Source organism: Streptomyces sp. DSM 116793, assembly GCF_057320905.1.
This window is the reverse complement of sequence record NZ_CM170494.1, coordinates 4717396-4732925: the sequence shown is the minus strand read 5'-3', so window position 1 is coordinate 4732925 and position 15530 is coordinate 4717396. Positions and strand designations below refer to the sequence as shown.

11 protein-coding genes and 1 pseudogene are annotated in these 15530 nt (G+C 76.9%); 5 read left to right on the top strand and 7 right to left on the bottom strand.

What is annotated here, in order from left to right:
- Nucleotides 1-167: 167 nt before the first annotated feature.
- From ACSMXW_RS18335 to ACSMXW_RS18325, 3 genes and pseudogenes are all read right to left on the bottom strand, one after another.
- Nucleotides 168-1217: pseudogene (locus ACSMXW_RS18335) on the bottom strand (ABC transporter substrate-binding protein); the annotation flags it as partial.
- A gap of 261 nt (nucleotides 1218-1478) precedes the next feature.
- Nucleotides 1479-2726 (bottom strand): glycosyltransferase family 4 protein, encoded by a 1248-nt coding sequence (locus ACSMXW_RS18330; RefSeq protein WP_485797798.1) that lies wholly within the window; start codon nucleotides 2724-2726, stop codon nucleotides 1479-1481.
- The gene (locus ACSMXW_RS18325; RefSeq protein WP_485797797.1) at nucleotides 2723-3112 is read right to left on the bottom strand and encodes a hypothetical protein; all 390 of its coding nucleotides are present in this window, start codon (nucleotides 3110-3112) and stop codon (nucleotides 2723-2725) included. The genes ACSMXW_RS18330 and ACSMXW_RS18325 overlap by 4 nt, the downstream gene beginning before the upstream one ends.
- Before the next feature lie 90 nt (nucleotides 3113-3202).
- Between ACSMXW_RS18325 and ACSMXW_RS18320 the strand changes: the two genes are divergently transcribed.
- Together ACSMXW_RS18320 and ACSMXW_RS18315 are read left to right on the top strand one after the other, a co-directional pair.
- On the top strand, nucleotides 3203-3814 hold the full coding sequence (locus ACSMXW_RS18320; RefSeq protein WP_485797796.1) for a BlaI/MecI/CopY family transcriptional regulator: 612 nt from the start codon (nucleotides 3203-3205) through the stop codon (nucleotides 3812-3814).
- Between the two features lie 12 nt (nucleotides 3815-3826).
- Nucleotides 3827-4840 (top strand): M56 family metallopeptidase, encoded by a 1014-nt coding sequence (locus ACSMXW_RS18315; RefSeq protein WP_485797795.1) that lies wholly within the window; start codon nucleotides 3827-3829, stop codon nucleotides 4838-4840.
- A gap of 354 nt (nucleotides 4841-5194) precedes the next feature.
- Here the strand turns inward: ACSMXW_RS18315 and ACSMXW_RS18310 are convergent, their stop codons facing one another.
- The 4 genes from ACSMXW_RS18310 to ACSMXW_RS18295 all read right to left on the bottom strand — a co-directional run bounded on the left by ACSMXW_RS18310 (nucleotide 5195) and on the right by ACSMXW_RS18295 (nucleotide 8649).
- Nucleotides 5195-5428, bottom strand: coding sequence for a hypothetical protein (locus tag ACSMXW_RS18310; protein ID WP_485797794.1), 234 nt, complete (start codon nucleotides 5426-5428; stop codon nucleotides 5195-5197).
- A 21-nt stretch (nucleotides 5429-5449) separates the two neighbouring features.
- Nucleotides 5450-6604, bottom strand: coding sequence for an anion permease (locus ACSMXW_RS18305; protein ID WP_485797793.1), 1155 nt, complete (start codon nucleotides 6602-6604; stop codon nucleotides 5450-5452).
- Nucleotides 6605-6806: 202 nt separating this feature from the next.
- Entirely contained in the window at nucleotides 6807-8273 is a 1467-nt protein-coding gene (locus ACSMXW_RS18300) for a diaminopimelate decarboxylase family protein (RefSeq protein ID WP_485797792.1), read from the bottom strand.
- A 13-nt stretch (nucleotides 8274-8286) separates the two neighbouring features.
- Nucleotides 8287-8649: an SAV_915 family protein gene (locus ACSMXW_RS18295; RefSeq protein ID WP_485797791.1), complete on the bottom strand. Its 363-nt coding sequence runs from the start codon at nucleotides 8647-8649 to the stop codon at nucleotides 8287-8289.
- 740 nt (nucleotides 8650-9389) lie between these two features.
- Between ACSMXW_RS18295 and ACSMXW_RS18290 the strand changes: the two genes are divergently transcribed.
- The 3 genes from ACSMXW_RS18290 (at nucleotide 9390) to ACSMXW_RS18280 (ending at nucleotide 15459) form a co-directional block, all read left to right on the top strand.
- Nucleotides 9390-12911, top strand: coding sequence for a serine/threonine-protein kinase (locus ACSMXW_RS18290; protein WP_485797790.1), 3522 nt, complete (start codon nucleotides 9390-9392; stop codon nucleotides 12909-12911).
- Entirely contained in the window at nucleotides 12898-14604 is a 1707-nt protein-coding gene (locus tag ACSMXW_RS18285; protein WP_485797789.1) for a serine/threonine-protein kinase, read from the top strand. Before ACSMXW_RS18290 ends, ACSMXW_RS18285 begins: the two co-directional genes overlap by 14 nt.
- Nucleotides 14605-14670: 66 nt before the next feature.
- Entirely contained in the window at nucleotides 14671-15459 is a 789-nt protein-coding gene (locus ACSMXW_RS18280) for a hypothetical protein (RefSeq protein WP_485797788.1), read from the top strand.
- The last annotated feature ends 71 nt before the right edge of the window (nucleotides 15460-15530 follow it).

Below are 15530 nucleotides of genomic sequence, written 5' to 3'. Positions count from 1 at the left end.
CCGGGGTGTCTCAGCGGAGGGGTAACGAGGTCCGCGCCGGCCGGAAGGCCGGGGACGTGCCGGCTGTCCACCACCGCCAGCTCGTAGGCGTGCCGGCGGCCCTCCCGCCACTGCCCGCCCGCCAGCGGCACGGTGGCGACGTTCGGCACCGGCCCGGCCGTCCAGTCGAGGGTGCCCGCGACGGTCTCCAGCCGGGTGCGGCGCAGCGCCTCGGCGACGGCCGCGGGGTCCGTGGGGTCGGCGGCCGTCCGCAGCGCGTGTGCGGCCACCTCGAACAGCGCGTACGCCAGGCCCAGCGGCTGGAGCCACTGCCGGCCGGTGGTCTCCTCGTACGCCTCTGCGAGCTCGGCGGCGGTCGTTCCGTCGAGTGACGAGCGGTACGGATGTCCCGGGCTCCAGTAGACGAGGGTCGCCACGCCGGCCTGCGGCGGGCGCGCGCCGCCGCTGGTGACCGACGGCGGGTAGGCGAGCCAGCGCGAGCAGGTGAGCAGCCGGGGCGTGTGGCCGCGCTCGGCGGCCGCGGCGCGGAACAGCGCCAGGTCGCGTCCGGTGGCCGCGCTCGTCACGATGTCGGCGCCCGCCTCGGCGAGGGCCGCGACGTGCGCGGAGAGGTCGCCGGCCGGCTCGGTGTAGGGGGCCGGGTCCACCAGCCGGTGGCCGCGGTCCAGGGCCGCCGGCGCGAAGCCGTGTTCCGGGTGCCGGGACCAGGTGCCCTGCGGGCCGTCGTTCCACAGGCACCCCACGGCCCTGCCGGGCCCGCCGGCCCGCTCCCACAGGTCGGCGAAGGTCTCGGCGATGTCGTCGAGGCCCCAGCAGAAGTGGTACGTCCAGCGGAACGCGTTCGTGTCGTCCGCGCCGCGCCCGTAGTGGTAGACCTGCCACGGGAAGGTGCTCGACACGCACGGCACGCCCGCGGCCTCGCAGGCGTCGGCGGCGGCCGGCAGCACGCTCGTGCCGGCCAGCGTGACGACGATCCGCGCATGCTCGTCCGCCACCAGCTCGCGCACCGCCCGGCGGGCTCCTTCGGCGGTGGAGCGGCTGTCCCGGGCGACCAGCCGCACGGTGGGGCGGCGGCCGCCGCCCCGGACCTCGGTGAGCTGCTTCTCCAGCAGGGCCTGGGTGAACGCCAGCGGGTCGCCGAGGCTCGCCAGTCGCCCGGTCCGCGCCGCCACGACCCCCACGGTCAGCTCCGCCCGGCCGCCGCCTGTCTCTCGCATCGCCGCCTCCTGGGGTGCTCTCCGGGTGTCTCCCCGGGGCCCGGCCCCCGGCCCCGGCCCCGGACCCGGCCCGGCCCCGGCCAACGGCAGCCGCACGGCGGCCGGGGCACGGCCGCCTTCCCGAGGCGGAGGGGCCGAGTCCGGCAGGGGGTGCTCCCGCCCGGCCGGTTGCCGTCCCGGCGGTCTCGTCGTGGCTGCTCACGCCCACGCGGACACCCCGTCACTCGCGTGTTACCAGCAACCTCACGCTGCGGGGAGTCCTCACCGCACCAGTGGCAGAAGCCCGCGCAGCCGCCGGCGCACCGGGCGTACCACGCGGCCCGCCCGCCCACGCCAGCGGGCTCCGCGGCGCTGACGGGCGCGGGCCGTGCGGGTGGCGGCCAGTTCGTCGAAGAGGTCGGCGTAGGCGGTGGCGATCTGCGCCGGGTCGTAGCGGCGGGCCGAGGTGAGGGCGGCGCCGCCCATCCGGCGGCGGCCCGGCTCGTCCGCGATCAGGTCGAGCAGGGCGGCGGCCAGCGCCTGCCGGTCGCCCCGGGGGACGAGCCGGCCGTCGACGCCGTCGTGCACGATCTCGGCGGGCCCGAGCGGGCAGTCGGTGGCGACCACCGGCACGCCGCACCGCATGGCCTCGACCAGCGTCATGCCGAACGACTCGGCGTCCGACGCGGACGCCACGATCGACGCCTTGGCGAACTCGGCCTCGATCGGCGAGACCGCGCCCATCAGCACGGCGCACCCGGCCAGGCCGCGCTCGTCGATCAGCCGTTCGAGACGCTCGCGGTCGGCGCCGGAGCCGTAGATGCGCAGCGTCCAGTCCGGGTACTTCTCGGCAACCTCCGTGAACGCCTCGACGAGCAGGTCGAACCGCTTCGACCGGACGAGCCGCCCCGCGGCGGCGATCACCTTCGCGGTGCCGTCGGCGGGCGGCACCCCGGGGTCGGGGACGCTGTTCGGGACGGCGAGCACGGGCACGCCCGGCAGCCGCATCCGCGCCCGGTACACGGCGGCGTCCGCCTCGGTGACGGTGACGAGGGCGTCCAGGTCCCGGTAGTGGCGGGCGAGCTGGGCGCGCAGCCGCTTGCCGTGGCTGTCGTGGGTGAGGTGCTCCTGGGCGATGCGCAGGGCGCGGGACGGGCCGAAGCGGGCAAGGTAGACGTTGACGCCGGGCCGGGTGCCGATGATCACGTCCGCGTGACAGGACCGCAGGTACCGCTCGGCCCTGAGGTCGGTGAGCAGGTTGTACTGCCGGTAGCGGGTCTCGGCGGCCGGGAAGACCTCCGCGGGGGACCGGAACAGCGGGTCATGGGGGTCCGCGGCGTCCTCGCGCAGGTCGACCAGCGCCTCCAGCCGCACCCGGGGGTCGACGGCGAACCGGGGTCGGGCGCGGTGCCGCATCATGGACACGATGGTGACCTCGTGGTGGTCCGCCAGGGCGGCGGCGAGGTTGAGCGTGGTGCGGTTGGTGCCGCCGATCCCGTAGATGTTGTGGATCAAGAAGGTGATCTTCACGCGGCGCGCTCCCGGCCGGGATGGCGGGCGGGCGTGCCGAGTGCCGCGGTCGCCTGGAGGTCCATGCGGCCGCGGAGCCTCCTGTGGGGGCGGAGGTCCTTGAGGCTCTTGAGGGCGGTGCCCGTGAGAGTGGGGCTCTTGAGGTCCCTGAGTTCCTTTAGGTCACTGAGTCCCTTGCGGTCACCGAGTCCCTTGCGGTCACCGAGTCCCTTGCGGTCACCGAGTCCCTTGCGGTCACCGAGTCCCTTGAGGTCACCGAGTCCCTTGAGGTCACTGAGTCCCTTGAGGTCACTGAGTCCCTTGTGGTCCATGGACACCTGCACCTGGAGGTCCTTTCTGCCCGGCGCCACCCGGGCCCGGACGGCCGCGGGGCTGTCCGCGGGCACGGGCGCATGGCACACTCGGAGCACGGCAGCTTTTACACCGCCGTAGAAGTTCTACACGACTGTAGAAGACGATGGGGAGAACGACAACCGATGCCAGCCGATGCGCAGGGGCGCGGGCCCAAGCGGGCCAATGGCGCGCGGGAGGCCGAGATCCTCGCTCTCCTCCAGGAGGCCGGGGCGGCACTGACGCCCGGGGAGGTGACCGAGCGGCTGGGCGGCGAGCTGACGTACAGCAGCGTCGTGACGATCCTCACGCGTATGCACACCAAGCAGCTCCTCACCCGGGCGCCGCGGGGCCGCGCCTATGCGTACGCGCCGGTCACGGACGGCGCGGGCTTCGCGGCGCGCCGGATGCGGACGGTGCTGGAGGGGCGGCCGGACCGCGAGGCCGTCCTCGCCCGGTTCGCCGACGGCCTCTCGGCGACGGACGCGGATCTGCTGCGGCAGTTGCTGGGCCCCGAGCAGGACGCCGCCGGGGAGCGGCCCACCGGCGGTGCGCCGGGCCGCGGCGCCGGGCTGAGCGGCGGGACGGCGGTCGACGGCGGCACGGGGAGCGGGGCCGGTACGGCGGCGGCCTCCGGTGCGGGCGCGGGCTCCGGTGCGGGTGCGGGCTCCGGTGCGGGTGCGGGCCCCGGTGCGGGTGCGGGCCCCGGTGCGGGTGCCGGTACCGGTGCGGGTGCCGAACAGGTCGTCGACCGGTAGAGGGCCGTCGCCATGCGCATCGCCGTCTACGTGCCGCTGTTGCTCAGCCTGTTCGCACCGCTGGGTGCGCGCCTGCTGCCCGGCCGCTGCGAACCCCGCCTCGCCACCTGGCTGCTCACCGTCTCGGCGGTGGTGCTGGGCGCCGCGAGCACCATCTCGCTGGGGCTGCTGGCCATCGCGGGGCTGATCCGCGTACCGCTGCTGGCCGCGCTCGGCCACTGGTCACTGCACGCCGCGCAGCTCGACGACCCCACCGAGCTGTCCGTGTCCGTGATCGCCGGCCTGCTGCTGGGCGGGGCCGCGGCCGCCGCGGGGCGGATGCTGTGGCGGCGTGCGCGGTCACTGGCCAGTGCCGCGCTGGAGGCGGCGTGCCTGCCCACCCGGGACGGCCTCGTGATCGTCGAGGACGAGACCCCGGACGCGTACGCGCTGCCCGGGCTGCCGGGCCGGATCGTCGTCTCGACCGGCATGCTGCAGACGCTGGACGCCGCCGAGCACGACGTCCTGCTCGCGCACGAGCGCGCGCACCTGACCTCGCACCACTATCTCTTCATCACGTTCGCGCAGCTCGGGGCGGCCGCGAACCCGTTGCTGCGGCCACTGGCCAGTGCGGTGGCGTACACCGTGGAGCGGTGGGCCGACGAGCGGGCGGCGGCCGTCGTCGGTGACCGGGCGCGGGTCGCGCGGGCGGTCGGCAAGGCGGCGCTGGCCGCGCACCGGCGGCCCGCGGGGCGCCTGCCGGGGGCGGCGCTGGGGATCCTCGGCGGGCTCGGTGCGGGGCTCCGGGCGAGGGTCGGTGCGGGGCTCCGGGCCGGTGGGGGGTTCCGCGCCGGGCCGGGCCGTGGGCGGGGGCCGCTCAGGACGGCGGGTCCCGTGCCGCGCCGGGTGGCCGCGCTCCTCGCGCCGCCGCTGCGCCATCACCGGGTCCTGGCGCTCGCCACGGCGGCGGTGGTCGCGGGGGCCGCGCTGACCACGGCGGACGCCACGGTCGACCTCCACCGCCTGCTGGAACTCGTCGGCGCGTAGGCCGTCCCGCCCCGCAGGCCCCTCCGGTCCCGGCCCGCCCTGGACAGCTCCGGCGGCTCCCGGCCGCCGGAGAGGCCACGTGGAACGACACCGTGGGCATCGTCCACGCGGCCCCCGTGCCATGGCCGCGGGTGTCACCACCTCGGGGGCCGCTCACCACGCCACCCGGCCGCACGGGCCCGTCGACCGGGTGACGTGGCCTGACGGGCCCCCGGCCGCACGGGCCGTCGACCAGGTGACGAAGCCTGACGGGCCCCCGCCCGCACGGGCCGTCGACCAGGTGACGTGGCCTCACGGTCCGGACTCGGACGTGGCCTCACGGTCCGGACCCGGCCGTGGCCGCACGGTCCGGACTCAGTGGAACCGGGGGACGATCAGGTAGATCCCGTACGCCACCACCGCCGCGCACACCAGGAAGCACAGGGCGGCCTGGATCAGGGGAGTCCGGGGCGGGGAGCCGCTGGGGAGGCGGGAGGCGTCGGCGCGGGAGAGGCCGAGGACGCCGAGGGCGAAGACGGTGACGACCGCGACGGTCACCCCGGCGCTCACGGCGGCGACCTCGCCGAGCGCGGTCCAGTCCAGATGCATGACGGTGGTCCCTTCCCGTGCTCAGGCGGCGGTGTGGAGGTCGGCGGGCACGGCGGCGCGCAGGGTGACCTGGGCCGCGTCGTTGACGTTCCGCGCGTGCACCGGGTTGCGGCGCGAGGCGAGCACGATCGCGGTGGCGACGGCCGCGGCGGCGAGCGCGGTCAGCGCCGTGCCGACGTTCCCGCCGTGCGTGACGGCGCTCGCGGAGACCCCGCCGACCAGCGCCGCCGCGGGCAGTGTGATCAGCCAGGCGACCAGCATCCGGCCCGCGGTGCCCCAGCGCACCTCGGCGAGCCTGCGCCCCAGGCCCGCGCCGAGGATGCCGCCCGAGCAGACCTGTGTGGTGGAGAGCGCGAAGCCCAGGTGGGCCGAGGTGAGGATCACGGTGGTGGCCGCGGCCTCGGCGGCGAAGCCCTGCGGCGAGCGGATGTCGGTCAGGCCCTTGCCCATGGTGCGGATGATCCGCCAGCCGCCCAGGTAGGTGCCGAGGCCGATGGCGAGCCCGGCCGCCGCGACCACCCACACCGGCGGCCCCGCGTCGTGGCCGAGCGCCCCGGCCGAGATCAGCGTCAGCGTGATGACGCCCATCGTCTTCTGTGCGTCGTTCGTGCCGTGCGCGAGCGACACCAGCGAGGCCGACGCGACCTGGCCGAACCTGAAGCCCCGTGTCACCGACTCCTGACGGGCCCGTGCGGTGATCCGGTAGGCGAGGTAGGTGGCCAGCAGGGCGGCGACGCCCGCCACGACCGGCGAGGCGACGGCCGGTACCAGCACCTTCTCGACCACCTTGTCGACGTGCACCCCGTGCCGGCCCGCGCCGACCCACACGGCGCCGATCAGGCCGCCGAACAGCGCGTGCGACGAACTCGACGGCAGTCCCAGCAGCCAGGTCAGGAGGTTCCACAGGATCGCGCCGACCAGGCCCGCGAACACCATCCCCGGGGTGACCAGGGTGTCGTCCACGATCCCGCCCGAGATGGTCCTGGCGACCTCGGTGGACAGGAACGCCCCGACGATGTTCAGCACGCCGCTGATCAGCACCGCCGTCCTCGGTTTGAGCGCCCCCGTCGCGATGGACGTGGCCATCGCGTTCGCCGTGTCGTGGAACCCGTTCGTGAAGTCGAAGGCCAGCGCCGTGACGATGACGACCGCCACGAGGAACGTGATGTGGTCCATGCCTCACAGGCAAGCGGGGTGAGGCGTACGCCGGGGGAATGGGGGGTGGCGCGGGGGTGGGAGCGGCGCGAACGCGCGCCTGGGGCCTGACACTTGTCCGTCGTGGTGGGTCGCGCGGTTCCCCGCGCCCCTTTCGGGGTGCGCCCTCACAGGGGGTGACCCGTCAGGGGCGCGGGGAACCGCGCACGACGCCACCCGGTGCTCAGAGGCCCACGTCGCGGAGTTGGATGTCGCCCAGGGACTCCCGGCGGACCAGGAGCCGGGCGTGGCCGGAGTGGACCGCGACCACCGGGGGGCGGCCGACCATGTTGTAGCCGGAGGCCATGGAGAGGTGGTAGGCACCGGCGGCCGGCACGGCGAGCAGGTCGCCGGGGTGGACGTCGCCGGGCAGCGCGACGCCGGGTGCGAGGACGTCGCCGGCCTCACAGTGCCTGCCGACCACCGTCACCACGGCGGGCGCCGCGGTGCCCGGGCGGCCCACGAGCCGGGGCGCGTACCGGGCGCCGTACAGCGCGGGCCTGGGGTTGTCGCTCATCCCGCCGTCCACCGCGACGAAGGTGGTCCCCCCGGTGCGCTTGACCGCGAGCACCCGGTAGAGCGCCACCCCCGCGGGGCCCGCGATGGCCCGCCCCGGCTCGATGATCAGCCGGGGCACGGGCAACCCGGCCGCCGCGCAGCTCTCGGCCAGCTCCGCGCGGACCCTGCGGCCCAGGGCGGCGATGTCGAGCGCCGGCTCGCCCGGCCGGTGGGCGATGCCGTGCCCGCCGCCCAGGTCGAGTTCGGGCAGGACGAGACCGTGCTGGTCGCGGACCCGCGCCAGCAGCCCCACCAGCCGGCGCACCGCGACGAGGTACGGCTTCACGGTGGTGATCTGGGAGCCCAGGTGGCAGTGCAGCCCGGTGAGGGCGAGCGCGGGCTGGTCCAGGATGCGGGTGATGGCGTGCTGGGCGTGGCCGTCGGCGAGGGAGAGGCCGAACTTCTGGTCGTCCGTGCCGGTACGGATCTTGTCGTGGCCGCCGGCCGCCACGCCCGGCGCCACCCGGACCATGACCTGCTGCCGACCGCCGTCCCGGCGCGCGCCCGCCTGCCGGACGCCCTCCTCCCGCCCGTCGGGACCCGAGGGGCCGCCCGAGTCACCCGAGCCCCGGGGACGTCTGGCACTGCCGGAGCCGACGGGGCCCCCGGAGCAGGCCGGGCCGGCCGGGCCGACGGCCGCGGCGAGCCGGGCGATCTCCGACGGGCTGTCGATCACGATGCGCCCCACCCCGAGCCGCAGCGCGGTGTCCAGGTCGGCGGGGGACTTGGCGTTGCCGTGCAGCACGATCCGCTCGGGCGGCACCCCGGCGTCGACCGCGGTCTGGAGCTCGCCCGCCGAGCAGACGTCCATGCCGAGGCCCTCCTCGGCCACCCAGTGGGCCATGGCCCGGCACAGGAACGCCTTGGCCGCGTACCGGACGTCGGCGTCCGGGAAGGCCCGCCGGTAGGCGCGGCAGCGCGCGCGGACCTCGTGCTCGTCGAGCACGTAGACGGGGGTGCCGAAGCGGTCGGCGACCTCGGTGAGCGGGACGCCGGCCACGGCGAGTTCGCCGGCGCCCGGCTCGGTGGTGGAGGCGGGCCACACGGACAGGTCGCCGGCGGCGGCGACCGCGGGTTCGGGAACGGTGATCACGTGTACGCCCCTTTCAGCCGGCCCGCAGGGCCGGCGCTCGATCGCCGGCGGGGCGCCGCGCCGCGGCCCGCGGCCGGGGCACCGCCGCCGTCGCCCGCGCCGTGAGGGGCGGGTCCAGCGTGACGGTGGTGACGCCGAGCGGTTCGGCGAGGGCGCGCAGGGCGGGCTCGGCGAGCCGGATCCACGCCTGCCCCGCGCCGAGGGTGGCGGTCAGCCGCCGCTCGGAGGTGAAGGCGACGGCGGTACGGCCGCCGAGCGGGGTGCGGAACAGCCGGATCGTGCACCCTGACGGTCCCGGCCGGACGGGCACGTGGAGCGGTCCGGCCGGGAGACGATCAGAGGGTTCCGGGTCGTCGTCGCAGAGGGGTTCTGTCATGGGATGCCTCCTGGAGGATCCTTGGGCGGTACGTGCCACGGCCCGGCCGGCGGTCCGGTGCCCCGGCGGTGGCCGGACCGGCCGCACCGGCCGGATCCGGGCACATCACGACGGTATGCCCGCGCTCCCGCATGCTCCGATGGCTCATGACGCGATGCTGACGGCGATTCCCCGGATCTGACGCGATGCTGACGCGACGTTGACGTCATGACGCTGCCGGAACGCCGGGGCGGACGCCGGTGACGGACGCCTGTGACGTCACGATGTGGGTGGAAGGCGGTGCCGGAACGGCGGAGACGGAACGGGCGCAGACGGAACGGCGCATACGGAACGGCGGAGACGGAACGGCGCAGACGGAACGGTCGTCGGCCGGTGCGCGGCGGCCGGGCCCGGCCGCACCTCCTCCGCCCGGGGCGGTGACCGTCCCAGCCGGGCGGCGACCCGGGTGACCGGGGGCGACCGGGGCGACCGGGGCGACCGGCGTGACCGTCCCGACCGGTGGATGAGCGGTTCCGACCGGCCGGCGACCGCGCTCGACAACTGTTGGCCATCCCCTGACCGACGGTGACCGTCCCGCGGCATGGCGGGGCCCCGCCGCGGAGCACGGGACGGACGGGCCCGTACGGCGGCTACAGTCGGGGAAGCCAGCCCGTCCGGGGGAACCGCCGTGCCGCGCAAGGGCGGTGCGGCCGTCGCACGGCACCGTCCCCGGCTCCGGGTCCAGCGGGGGAGGGAGAACCGTGCAGCCGCTCCAGCCAGACGACCCCGGGCGGGTCGGCCCCTACCGGCTGCTGGCCCGACTGGGCGCGGGCGGCATGGGCGCCGTCTACCTGGGCAGCTCGCCGGGCGGCCGGATGGTCGCCGTCAAGCTCGTCAGGACGGGCCTCACCCGGGACGCCAGGTACCGCGCCCGGTTCCGCCGCGAGGTGGCCGCGGCCCGCACGGTCACCGGCGCGTTCACGGCCCCGCTGCTGGACGCCGACCCGGACGCCGAGGTGCCGTGGCTGGCCGCGGAGTACCTGCCGGGGCTCTCGCTGCGCGCGGCGACCGGCGCCTTCGGGGCCCTCCCCGTGGACACGGTACGACTACTGGCCGGCGCCCTCGCCGAGGCGCTCGCCGACATCCACCGGGCCGGGCTCGCGCACCGCGACCTCAAACCGGAGAACATCATCCTGACCGCCGGCGGCCCCCGGGTGATCGACTTCGGCATCGCCCGTCCCGACGCCGCCACCGCGATCACCCTGCCCGGCGCGCTCCTCGGCACACCGGGCTTCATGTCCCCCGAGCAGGCGTCGGGCGGGCTCGCCGGTCCGCAGAGCGATGTCTTCTCGCTCGGCGCGGTGCTCGTGTACGCGGCGACCGGACGGGAGCCGTTCCGCGCCGCGGACCGGGCGGCCACGCTGGAGCGGGTGCGGCTGGCCCGGGTGGACCTCGGCGGGCTCACGGACCGCCGGCTGCGCTCGCTGGTCGCGGCCTGCCTGCGCCGCGACCCGGCCCACCGGCCGTCCGCGGCCACGCTGCTGGCCCGTCTCGGCGAGCCCACCGCCTCGGTGCACGGCACCCGCTGGCTGCCGGCACCGCTCGCCGAGGAGGTCGACCGCCGCCTCGCCCACCCCCAGCCACCGCCCGGCACGGTGCTGCCGCCGACCGCGTTCCCGCTGCCCGCGCCCGGCGGTGCGGCGCCGGGCGGTGCGGACGCGGCCGGGCCACCGGGGCTGCACGACGAGACGACGGAGGACCCGGCCGCGGGTCCGGGAGCGGTGGGCCCGGGAGCGGTGAGCCAGGGGGCGGTGAGCCCGGGGGCGGTGAGCCCGGGGGCGGTGAGCCCGGCACCTCTTCCCGTGGCGCCCGCCGCATACTCGGCGGTGACGGCGGATTCGGCGGATCCTGCGGACGCGGGGGATTCGGCGGGCGTGAGCGATTCCTCGGGATCCGCCACGGGTTCAGGGGCCACGGGCCCGGGCGCGGCCGGTCCCAAGACCCCGGGCCCAACGGCAACGGCTCCGGGTGCGGCGAGTCCAGCGGCGACGGGCCCGAAGGCCGCGTACGAACCGACGGTCACGGACCGTCAGGCCGACGGGAGCCGGCCGGGGCGAGGAGCCGGAGCCTCCGCCGAAGCGGGGAGCCCCGCAGGCCCGGGGAGCCCCGCCGGGCCCGGCACACCCGGGACACCCGCCGCCCCCGGCACACCCGGCACACCCGGGACGCCCGGAACACCCGGCACACCCGAAACCCCCGGGGGACCCGCAACAGCCACAACGACCGCAGCACCCAGAACAATCGTGCCGCCCGAATCACACGGCACACCCGGCACACCGGGCGCCCCTGGCATGCCCGAGCCACCCGGCATACCCGGACAGGCCGCCACACGCATACCCGGACCGGCCGCCACACGCGTACACCGCGCCGCACCCGGACCGGGCGCCGCGCCACCGGCACCGGGCACCGCCCCACCCGCACCGGACACCACGCCCGCACCAGACACCACGCCCGCACCAGACACCGCCACAGCCGCACCGGACACCGCACCCGCACCCGCACCCACAGCCGCACCGGACACCACACCCGCACCGGACGCCGCCACACCCGCTCCGGGCATCCCGCCCGTGCCCGGCGTCCCGCCCGCCGCGGGCGCCCGGCCCGGGGCGGCCGGAACCGCCACCGACCACCGCTCCCGCACGCCGTTCCCGTGCCGCCCGAGCCGCCGCGGCCTGCTGACGGCCGCGGTGGCCGTGCCCGTGGCCACGGGGGCGGCCCTGCTGGTCCGGGAGTTCCTGACGGCACCGGACCCGGGGAAGCCCTCCGCGCGCCCCCACTCCCCGGCGCCCTCTCCCCCGTCGTCCTCCCCCGCCCCGCCTCCCGTGGCCGCCCGGCAGTGGCGGACGAAGGTGCTCGGGGGCGACTCGTCGTACCCGGACCTCTACGCCACCGGCGGCGTGGTGCTCGCGACGGACACCGGGGGCAGCAAGGTGCACGCCCTTGACGCGCGCACCGGCCGGGCCCTGTGGTCGCGCCCCGCCGACATGGGCCCCGCGGAGAAGGTCACCACCGGCCCAGGGGGCGTGTACCTGGTGGACCCACGGGCGCACGACTCCTCCGTCCTGCACGCCCTCGACCCGGTCTCCGGCCGTACCCGGTGGTCGTACACCGTGCCGCTGAACGACTTCGCGTGGGGCGTGGCGGCCACCGGACCGGTGGTGTGCGTGGCCCTCAGCGGCCGGCTCAGGGGACTCGACGCGAAGACCGGCCGGATCCGCTGGACCGCCCCCGCCAGCGACACGACCCTCACCGCGGGCGCGGGCCTCCTGCTGGTCCTCGCCAAGGACGAGCTGATCGCGCTGGACCCGTCCGACGGGCGCACCCGGTGGACGTACAAGGTGCCGGACTCCGCACAGCCGCCGCTGGTCGGCGACGGCGTGGTGCTCGTCCAGGACACCTTCGGCACGCTGTTCGCGATCCGCTCGAAGGACGGCGAGGGCGCCTGGAAGAAGCCGCTCGACTACCGCAGCACGGTCCGCCGCGCCGGCGCCGGCATGGTCTTCGTGGACGACCAGGACGGCCGCATCCGTGCGCTGCGGGCCGGCACGGGCGAGCCCGCGTGGTCGCGCCGGCTGGGCCAGGGGGAGCAGAACCCGTACGGCGGGTCCAGCGCGCTCGGCGTGTCCGGCGGGATCCTCTGGGCGGGCAGCACCGACCGGACGGTGTACGCGCTGGCCGCCGCGGACGGCCGCATCCTGTGGACCTACGGCGCCGACGCGACGTACAGCAGCAGCTCCGCCCACGGGTCGGGCGCGCTGGCCGTCGCGGACCTTGTGGTGCTCAGCACCCAGGAGGGACACGTGGAGGCGGTACGCCCGCCCGGAAGCGACGCGGAGGGCGGCAGCGGCGCCGGTGACGGGAGCGGTGCCGGTGACGGGAGCGGTGCCGGTGACGGGAGCGGTGCCGGTGGCGTCAGCAGGACGGGCGGCGGCAACCGGCGGGTCAGCGCACGCCGGGCGGCCGGCGGGCGGGCCGGGGCGCCGAACACGCGGGCAGCGGGGGCCGGAACGCAGAGCGGGGGGACACCGGGCGCGGGGACCCCGAGAGCGGGGACACCGAGCGCGGGGACGCTTGCCTCCGCGGCGCCCGCCGCCTGGACACCCACCGCCGCGACGCCCACGGCCGGGACGCCCGCCACCTGGACACCGGGCGCCGGAACGCCGGGTACCGGAACGCCGGGCATGGCCGGCCGGGCGGAGAGGACCGCACATGGAACCGCTTGAGCAGGGCGATCCCCGCACCGTGGGAGGCTTCAGGATCCTCGCGCGGATCGGCGCGGGCGGCATGGCCGCCGTCTACCTGGGGCGCTCCCGGGGCGGGCGGGCGGTGGCGGTCAAGGTGATGCACCCGGAGCTGTCCGCCGAGGCGGAGTTCCGGGACCGCTTCCGGCGCGAGGTGGCGGCGACCGCGGCGGCCGGCGGGGTGCACAGCCCGCCCTTCGTGGCCGCCGACCCCGACGCGGCGCCGCCCTGGATGGCGACGGCGTTCCTGCCGTCGGTGCCGCTGCGGGAGGCGGTGGAACGGTTCGGCCCGCTGCCCGCCGCGACCGTACGGCGGTTGGCGGCCGGGCTCGCCGAGGCGCTGGCGGCGCTGCACGGCGCCGGGATCGCGCACTTGGACGTCAACCCGTCGAACGTCCTGCTGACGGCCGAGGGCCCGCGGCTGATCGACTTCGGCATCGCGGCCTGGCCGAGCGGGGAGCCCTCCGCCGCGCCACCGTCCACCGCGCCACCCTCCGCCACGCCACCGTCCACCACACCACCCTCCGCCACGCCCCCCTCCGCCTCGCCACCCCCCGCCACGCCCCCCTCCGTCGCCCCGCGAACCAGCCGCTCCTCCGAGCCGCCCCCGGCCACCCCGCACCGGCCCGCCGGCCGCGCCGGTGCGCCACCGCGGCCCCCGGCCCCCGCCGGCCGCCCCGCACCCGGCACCGCCCCCGCCCCGTCCCCCGTCCACGCCGGCACCTGGGGCTTCATGTCGCCGGAGCAGGTGGCCGGGGCCGCCGGGGCGCCGAGTGACGTGTACTCGCTCGGCGCCACGCTGGAGTACGCCCTCGCGGGCCGGGGCACCGCGGACGGCCGCGCCGGCGGCCGGGACACCGCGAACGGGCCGGGCGGCCGACGCCCCGTCACCTCGGACGCCGCCCTGGCCGCGCTGATCGCGGACTGCCGGCGCGCCGACCCGGCCGCGCGGCCGACCGCCGCGGGCCTGACCGCCCGGCTGGCCGGTCCCGTACCGGGTGAGGACCACCCCGGCGCGCCCTGGCTGCCGCCGGCCGGCAGCCCCTGGCTCACCCCGGCGGTGCTGGCGGCGATCCACGCGAGGGCGAGCGAGGAGGACAACCCGCCGGTGCCGCTCACCACGCCGCCGCGCCGCCGGCTGCTGCTCGCCGTGGGCGCCGCCGCCGTCGCGGCCGTGACCGGCGGGACCGTGCTCGCGCTCGGCCATGACGGGACGTCGAAGGACCGGCCGGCACCAGGCGGCGACCGGGCGTCCGGCGCGCCCCCGCCCGCCGCGCCCGCCGCGCCCGCGGCCACCTCCGGGTCCACGGCCGCGTCCCCCTCGCCCACCGCCGCCGGGCCGCCCGTGAAGCTGGAGTTCGAGCTGACCGGCGAGGGACCGCTGACCTCGCTGGCGTATGCGGTGGACGGCAGGTTCACCAGGCTGAAGGACGTCCGGCTGCCCTGGCGCAGGACCGTCGAGGCACCGCGTACGGCGTCCGGCGGCTTCGACTGGCGGGTGCGCTTCACGTTCCCCCAGGGCAAGGTCCGGCTGCGGGTGCTGGTGGACGGGGCCGAGCAGCGGGACGAGACCTACCCCGTCAAGATCGCGAACTTCCCGGTCCCGTACCCGTACGACGTCGACACGAGCGGGGCCGGCACGATGCCGGGACCCCTCCCCGGCGTCGGTGGTTAGCGTGGGGCGAAGGCGCCGCGGGCGCGGCAGTGGGCGCCGCGGGGCGGCATCGAGGGAGGGCACATCATGGCGAGCAAGGTCAGCTTCCTGCCGAAGGGCATGGGCAGCCTCAGCCGCGGACTGCCCCCGGCCCAGCCGGGCACGCTCTTCGTGCTCGGCGCGGACGGCGGGATGAGCGTGGCGCCGGACGCCGGCTTCCGGCTGCTGTTCGGGCGGAACCAGCCGGATGTGCACGTGTGCGTCGGGGCCGGCGACACCTGCGTCAGCCGCAGGCAGGGCCTGATCACGCACGAGTACTCGCGCTGGGTGCTGCGCAACACCGGCAAGCTGCCGATCCGCTTCCCCGGCGCGCGCATGGTGCTCAGCGGCGACGAGGCGGAGCTGCCCGCCGGGTACACGCCGCTGTTCATCGTGGCGCCCCGTCAGGAGCACCTGCTGGAGGTCAGGATCGCGGCGGGCGCGCTGCCGCAGCGGGTGGACGGCGCGGAGCTGTACGGCGAGGAGACGCAGGACCGGGACGCGCGGGACGTCAGCGAGGCGGAGAAGCTGGTGCTGGTCTGCCTCGCCCAGCGCTACCTGCGCAACGACCCCCAGCCGCAGCCGCTGACCTGGGCCCAGGTCGCCTTCGAGCTGAGTGAGCTGCGGCCGGGCGAGCGGTGGACGCCGAAGCGTGCCGCGCATGTCGTCGCGCGGGTGCGCAAGCGGCTCAGTGCGCGGCACGGGGTGCCCGGGCTGATGGAGGACGAGGTCCCCCAGCCCGTGGGCAACGCCCTCAACCACCACCTGATCACCGACCTCCTCGTCACCACGACGATCGTCAAGGCGGACCTGCACCTGCTGACCGCGCCCCGATGAGGGCGGCGCCCTGCGGGCGGAAACCGCGGGCAGGCCACGACGAGCCCCCAGGCGTCCCCGAAGGCGCGCCC

Coding starts and splice junctions, on each gene's coding strand:
- ACSMXW_RS18320 (WP_485797796.1), top strand. CDS start 3,203: ATGCCAGCCGATGCGCAGGGGCGCGGGCCCAAGCGGGCCAATGGCGCG.
- ACSMXW_RS18315 (WP_485797795.1), top strand. CDS start 3,827: ATGCGCATCGCCGTCTACGTGCCGCTGTTGCTCAGCCTGTTCGCACCG.
- ACSMXW_RS18310 (WP_485797794.1), bottom strand. CDS start 5,428: ATGCATCTGGACTGGACCGCGCTCGGCGAGGTCGCCGCCGTGAGCGCC.
- ACSMXW_RS18305 (WP_485797793.1), bottom strand. CDS start 6,604: ATGGACCACATCACGTTCCTCGTGGCGGTCGTCATCGTCACGGCGCTG.
- ACSMXW_RS18295 (WP_485797791.1), bottom strand. CDS start 8,649: ATGACAGAACCCCTCTGCGACGACGACCCGGAACCCTCTGATCGTCTC.
- ACSMXW_RS18285 (WP_485797789.1), top strand. CDS start 12,898: ATGGAACCGCTTGAGCAGGGCGATCCCCGCACCGTGGGAGGCTTCAGG.
- ACSMXW_RS18280 (WP_485797788.1), top strand. CDS start 14,671: ATGGCGAGCAAGGTCAGCTTCCTGCCGAAGGGCATGGGCAGCCTCAGC.